Annotated in this window: 4 protein-coding genes; 3 read left to right on the forward strand and 1 reads right to left on the reverse strand. The window is 73.0% G+C overall.

Annotation, left to right across the window (positions count from 1 at the left end):
* The first annotated feature begins 191 nt into the window (after positions 1-191).
* The 3 genes from LCD33_RS22695 (at position 192) to LCD33_RS22705 (ending at position 5712) form a co-directional block, all read left to right on the forward strand.
* The gene (locus tag LCD33_RS22695; protein WP_224960044.1) at positions 192-1526 is read left to right on the forward strand and encodes a serine/threonine-protein kinase; all 1335 of its coding nucleotides are present in this window, start codon (positions 192-194) and stop codon (positions 1524-1526) included.
* A 301-nt stretch (positions 1527-1827) separates the two neighbouring features.
* A complete protein-coding gene (groL, locus tag LCD33_RS22700; protein WP_224960042.1) occupies positions 1828-3462 on the forward strand; it encodes a chaperonin GroEL in 1635 nt (544 codons plus the stop codon).
* A gap of 231 nt (positions 3463-3693) precedes the next feature.
* Positions 3694-5712, forward strand: coding sequence for a beta-N-acetylglucosaminidase domain-containing protein (locus LCD33_RS22705; protein ID WP_224978260.1), 2019 nt, complete (start codon positions 3694-3696; stop codon positions 5710-5712).
* Positions 5713-5728: 16 nt separating this feature from the next.
* Here the strand turns inward: LCD33_RS22705 and LCD33_RS22710 are convergent.
* Positions 5729-6008, reverse strand: a 280-nt coding sequence (locus LCD33_RS22710) for a PspC domain-containing protein (protein ID WP_374228544.1), incomplete at its 5' end; no start/stop codon positions are given.

Below are 6008 nucleotides of genomic sequence, written 5' to 3' on the forward strand. Positions count from 1 at the left end.
TCGGGGGGGTTTGTTTTGCGGGTGGCGGGGGGGGCGTCCCCCCCCCCCCCCCCCCGCCGGCGGCCCCCCCCCCCCCACCCCCCCGCCCCCCCCCCCCCCCCCCCCCGGGGGGCGGCCCCCCGGGGGCTCTTCCGGCCCGAACCGGTGGAACCCGCAGACGGGGAAGATCGCGGGACGTTAGGCTCCCTGACGTGTCGGAAGACCTCACCGGGCGCCGTCTCGGCCACTACAAGATCGACGGAGTGCTCGGCCGCGGCGGTATGAGCGTGATGTACCGCGCCACCGATACCCGGCTGGGCCGCAAGGTCGCGCTCAAGATCATGGGCGAGCACATCACCGGCGACGCGGAGTTCCGCGAGCGCTTCGTCGACGAAGCCCGCAACACCTCGGCCATCGACCACGCGAACATCGTGCCGCTGTACGACTTCGGCGAGGTCGACGGCATGCTCTACATCGCGATGCGGCTGGTCGACGGGTCCGACCTGGCCAGCCTGATCAAGGACGGGCCGATCTCGCCGCCGCGCGCGCTGGAGCTGCTCAGCCAGGTCGCCGAGGCGCTGGACATGCTGCACGAGCGCGGTCTGGTGCACCTCGACCTGAAGCCGGCGAACGTGCTGGTGACCTCGCGGGAGTCGTCCAACGAGCACGTGTACCTCGCGGACTTCGGGCTCACCCGCCGCGGCGCGACCGGGCACCGCACCAGCTCCGGCGACTTCCTCGGCTCCCCGACCTACGCCGCGCCCGAGCACCTGCGCGGCGAGCCGGTGGACGGCCGCACCGACCTGTACGCGCTGTGCTGCATGCTGTTCGCCTGCCTGACCGGCGGCCCGCCGTTCCAGGGCCAGGTGCAGGAGGTCATCCAGGGCCACCTGGGCACCGCGCCGCCGTCCGCGCTGTCGCTGGTGGCGCTGCCGGTGGGGCTGGACGAGGTGCTGCGCAAGGGCATGTCGAAGAAGGCCGACCAGCGCTACGACACCTGCAAGGAGCTGATGGCGGCGGCGAAGGCCGCGCTGAACGCGCCGCCGGACGCGCCGACGAAGAAGACGATGCCGACGCTCGGGCCGCCGTCCGGCCCGCAGCAGGTCCAGCCCGCGCCGCCGCCGGCCCGCTCGCCGCAGCAGTCCGGCCCGGTCCCGCCGCCCGCCGCGCCGGTCACCGGCCCGCAGCCCGCACCGTCCGGCCCGCAGCCCGCACCGGGGCCGCAGCAGTCCGGTCCGTACGGCCCGCCGTACCAGCAGCCGCCGCGCCCGATGTCCGGTCCCGGCGCCGATCCGGTGCGGTTGCGCCCGCCGATGCCGGCGCAGTCCGCGTCGTTCGCCACCGACAAGGGCGGTGGTTCGGCGAAGTGGCTGGTGCCGCTGCTGATCGCGCTCGCCGCGATCGTCCTGGTGATCGTGTTCATCGCGCTGGCGTCCTCGTCGAGCGGCGGTTCCGGCGGCTCCGGCGGGGCCACGACGTCGGCCGCGAACTCGTCCTCGGTCGAGCCGAGCGGCCTGCCCACCGAGGTCCCGACGGTCGGCCGCTGAGCATGGCGTCGGCCACCCCGTCGGGTGGCCGCGTACGGCCCGAACGGGGGAAATGCGGCTGGTCGGGGCATCGCGCGCCGAAGCGGCTTGCACTCGCCCGGCGTGAGTGCTAAACCTGGATTTGGCACTCAGCGCAGTTGAGTGCCAGGTCGGGACGGTGAGGCCGTCCGCGCTCCGCCACACGACGGCGGGTGCGCGACCGGTCGTCCGTCGCGGGCACCGAGCCTGGCCGAGCACAGAGTCCTGCCACGGGGTGAATCTGCCTTTCGTGGCGTCCAGATAGGTGGAGGACCACACCGCAATGGCCAAGATGATCGCGTTCGACGAGGAAGCCCGCCGCGGCCTTGAGCGCGGCATGAACACCCTCGCTGACGCCGTCAAGGTGACGCTCGGGCCGAGGGGCCGCAACGTCGTGCTCGAGAAGAAGTGGGGCGCGCCGACCATCACCAACGACGGCGTCTCCATCGCCAAGGAGATCGAGCTCGAGGACCCGTACGAGAAGATCGGGGCCGAGCTCGTCAAGGAAGTGGCGAAGAAGACCGATGACGTCGCCGGTGACGGCACGACGACCGCCACCGTGCTCGCCCAGGCGCTGGTGCGCGAGGGTCTGCGCAACGTCGCCGCCGGCGCCAGCCCGATCGCCCTCAAGCGGGGCATCGAGAAGGCCACCGAGGCGATCGCCGAGCAGCTCCTCAAGAGCGCCAAGGAGATCGAGACCAAGGACCAGATCGCCTCCACCGCGGCGATCTCGGCCGGCGACCGCCAGATCGGCGAGCTGATCGCCGAGGCCATGGACAAGGTCGGCAAGGAAGGCGTCATCACCGTCGAGGAGAGCAACACCTTCGGGCTCGAACTCGAGCTCACCGAGGGCATGCGCTTCGACAAGGGCTACATCTCGCCTTACTTCGTCACCGACACGGAGCGGATGGAGGCGTCGCTCGACGACCCGTACATCCTGCTGCTGAGCTCCAAGGTCTCGAACATCAAGGACCTGCTCCCGCTGCTCGAGAAGGTCATGCAGGCCAACAAGCCGCTGCTGATCATCTCCGAGGACGTCGAGGGCGAGGCCCTGTCCACCCTGGTGGTCAACAAGATCCGCGGCACCTTCAAGTCCGTCGCGGTCAAGGCCCCCGGCTTCGGCGACCGCCGCAAGGCGATGCTGCAGGACATGGCGATCCTGACCGGCGGCCAGGTCATCAGCGAAGAGGTCGGCCTCAAGCTGGAGACCGCGGACCTGCCGCTGCTGGGCCAGGCCCGCAAGGTCGTCGTCACCAAGGACGAGACCACCATCGTCGAAGGTGCGGGCGACGACGAGCAGATCGCCGGCCGGGTCAACGAGATCCGCGCCGAGATCGACCGCTCGGACTCCGACTACGACCGCGAGAAGCTGCAGGAGCGCTTGGCCAAGCTGGCCGGTGGCGTGGCCGTCATCAAGGCGGGTGCGGCGACCGAGGTCGAGCTCAAGGAGCGCAAGCACCGCATCGAGGACGCGGTCCGCAACGCCAAGGCCGCCGTCGAGGAGGGTGTCGTCGCCGGTGGCGGCGTGGCCCTGCTGCAGGCCGCCGTGTCCGCGTTCGACGGCCTCAAGCTCGAGGGCGACGAGGCGACCGGTGCCAACAGCGTCAAGCTGGCCGTCGAGGCCCCGCTGAAGCAGATCGCGATCAACGCCGGTCTCGAAGGCGGCGTCGTGGCGGAGAAGGTCAAGAACCTGCCCGTCGGGCACGGCCTCAACGCCGCGACCGGCGAGTACGAGGACCTGCTGGCGGCCGGCGTGCCGGACCCGACCAAGGTCACCCGCTCGGCGCTGCAGAACGCCGCGTCGATCGCCGCGCTGTTCCTGACCACCGAAGCCGTGGTCGCGGACAAGCCGGAGAAGGAAGCCGCCGGTGCGGCCGGCGGTGGCGACCCGATGGGTGGCATGGGCGGCATGATGTGACCCATGCCGGTCACCGGGGTTCGCGCTGAATCCCAGCAACCGCACGAGAAGGGCCGTCCCGTTCCGGGGCGGCCCTTCTCGTGCTCCGGGCCCGGCCGGCCTGCGGCCGATCGGGGGACGCTGCGGCCGGACGCGTGGCGCAAGCCGGTCAGGTCGCGGCGTCCGCCGGGGCGGTGTGATCTCCTGAGCACCCACGTGACACGTCCGCTCAGGTCGAGGAGGTTCGGGCGAATGGCCATTCCAGGTGCGTTGCGCCGGTTCGGTGGTTCGGCGGCGATCGTGCTCAGCGCCGCGCTGGTCGCCGCGGGTTGCACCGACGCGGCACCGCCACCGCCGCAGCCCGGCGCGGGCGCGGAAGCGGGGCCGTCGTCCTACCCGGCCGAAGGCGTGCCCGAGGTGGTGCCGCAGCCGCAGAAGGCCGAGCGGCTCGGCGACGACGTCGCGGTGCGCGGCAAGGTCGAGCTCGTCGTCGACCCCTTCGTGGACGAACCCACCCGGGACCTGGCGCAGCGCGTGCTGCGCGAGGCCGGTGCCTCCGACGTGGTGGTGCGCGAACCGGGCCCGCCCGCCGAGGACGCGACGCTGCTGGTGCGGATCGGGGACCGGATGGCCCCCGGCGTGGTGAAGGGCCTGCAGGCCAACGGGTGGGGCGCGCCGTCACCGCTGCCCGCGGAGGGCTACGTGCTCGCCGCGCGCGGCGGCCAGGACACCGTGGTGCTCGGCGCCGACGACGCGGCGGGCGCCTACTACGGCGTGCAGACGCTGCGCCAGCTCGCGTCGCCCGGCCGGATCGCCGGGGTCGGCGTGGTCGACCAGCCGAACATGCCGATCCGCGGCTCCATCGAAGGCTTCTACGGGAGCCCGTGGACGCACGCGGAACGGATGGACCAGCTGGCGTTCTACGGCGACGTCAAGCTCAACACCTACGTCTACGCGCCGAAGGACGACCCGTACCACCGGGAGCGCTGGCGCGAGCCGTACCCGGCGGACAAGCTCTCCGAGGTGCGCGAGCTGATCGGCCAGGCCGCGGCGCACCACGTGCGGTTCACCTTCGCGCTGTCCCCCGGTCAGTCGATCTGCTTCAGCGACCCCGCGGACTTCCAGGCGCTGCTGGCGAAGCTGCAGGCCGTGTACGACTCGGGCGTGCGGGACTTCTCGGTGCCGTTCGACGACATCTCCTACACCCGCTGGAACTGCGGGGAGGACCAGGCGCGCTACGGCGCACCCGGCGAGTCGGCGGCGGGCCGCGCGCAGGCGGAGATCCTCAGCCGCGTGCAGCGCGAGTTCATCGACACCCACCCCGACGCGCGCCCGTTGCAGATGGTGCCCACCGAGTACTCCGACTACGACGACTCGCCGTACAAGACGGCGCTGCGCGAGGGTCTGGACCCGCGGGTCGTGGCGATGTGGACCGGGGACGGCGTGATCCCGCGGCAGATCACCGTCTCGGACGCGGAGAAGGCCGCGCAGGCGTGGGGCCGGAAGGTGTTCCTGTGGGACAACTACCCGGTCAACGACTTCGACGGCTCCGAGGGCCGGTTGCTGCTCGGGCCGTACGGGGAACGCGAACCGGGCTTGGGCGAGCAGCTCGTCGGTGACGTGGTGAACCCGATGAACCAGGCCGCGGCCAGCAAGGTCGTCGAGATCGGCGCGGCCGACTTCGCCTGGAACGACGACGACTTCGACGCGCAGCGCGCGCACCGCGCGGCGGCGCGCTACCTGGCGACGGACCCGGCGGCGGCGTTGCGCCCGGCTTCGGCGGCCGACCCGGCGACGACGCGGGCCCTGCAGGTGTTCTTCGACCTCAACAGCATGGCGCCGCTGGCGAACGGTTCCCCATGGCTGCCGCCGGCGCCGGAGCTGGCGCGGCGCATCGAGGAGTTCCGCTCCGGGTGGGGCGGCGGGGGCCGGGCGCAGGCGCTGAACGAGCTGCGGGACTACGCGCGGCAGATCGCGGACGCCCCGGAGCTCATCCGCGAGTCGGCGCCCGCGGACTTCGTCGCCGACTCGGAGCCGTGGCTGCGGGCCACCGACCTGTGGGGTGACGCGCTCGTGACCACGGTGGACGGCCTGCAGGCGCGGGAGGACGGTGCCGGGCAGGTCGCGGACGAGCGGTTCGCCGTCGCGGCCGACCTGGCCCGCCGGGCCGAGCAGGTGCAGACGATTCCGGGCGAGACCCGGCCGCAGGGCCCGGTGCGCCTCGCCGACGGGGTGCTGGACGTGTTCGTCCGGCAGGCCCCGCAGCTGTAAGCCGGTCGGCGGGGGCTCAGCCCTCCGGGACCAGGACCCAGCAGACCAGGTACAGCAGGATCCCGGTGCCGAAGCCGAGGACGGTGGCGGCGACCAGCGCGACCCGCACCAGGGTCGCGTCGATGCCGAGCAGGTCGGCGGCGCCGCCGCACACCCCGGCGAGCATCCCGTCCCGCCGCCGCCGGAACTTGCGGGGTTCGGGGGGGGGGGGGGGGGGGGGGGGGGGCGGGGGGGGCGGGGGGGGCGGGGGGGGGGGGCGGGGCCCCCCCCCCCCCCGCCCCGGCGGGGGGGGGGGG

This window comes from Saccharopolyspora sp. 7B, assembly GCF_020177435.1.
In the GTDB taxonomy this organism is placed as follows: domain Bacteria; phylum Actinomycetota; class Actinomycetes; order Mycobacteriales; family Pseudonocardiaceae; genus Saccharopolyspora_C; species Saccharopolyspora_C gregorii.

Coding starts and splice junctions, on each gene's coding strand:
- LCD33_RS22705 (WP_224978260.1), top strand. CDS start 3,694: ATGGCCATTCCAGGTGCGTTGCGCCGGTTCGGTGGTTCGGCGGCGATC.
- groL (WP_224960042.1), top strand. CDS start 1,828: ATGGCCAAGATGATCGCGTTCGACGAGGAAGCCCGCCGCGGCCTTGAG.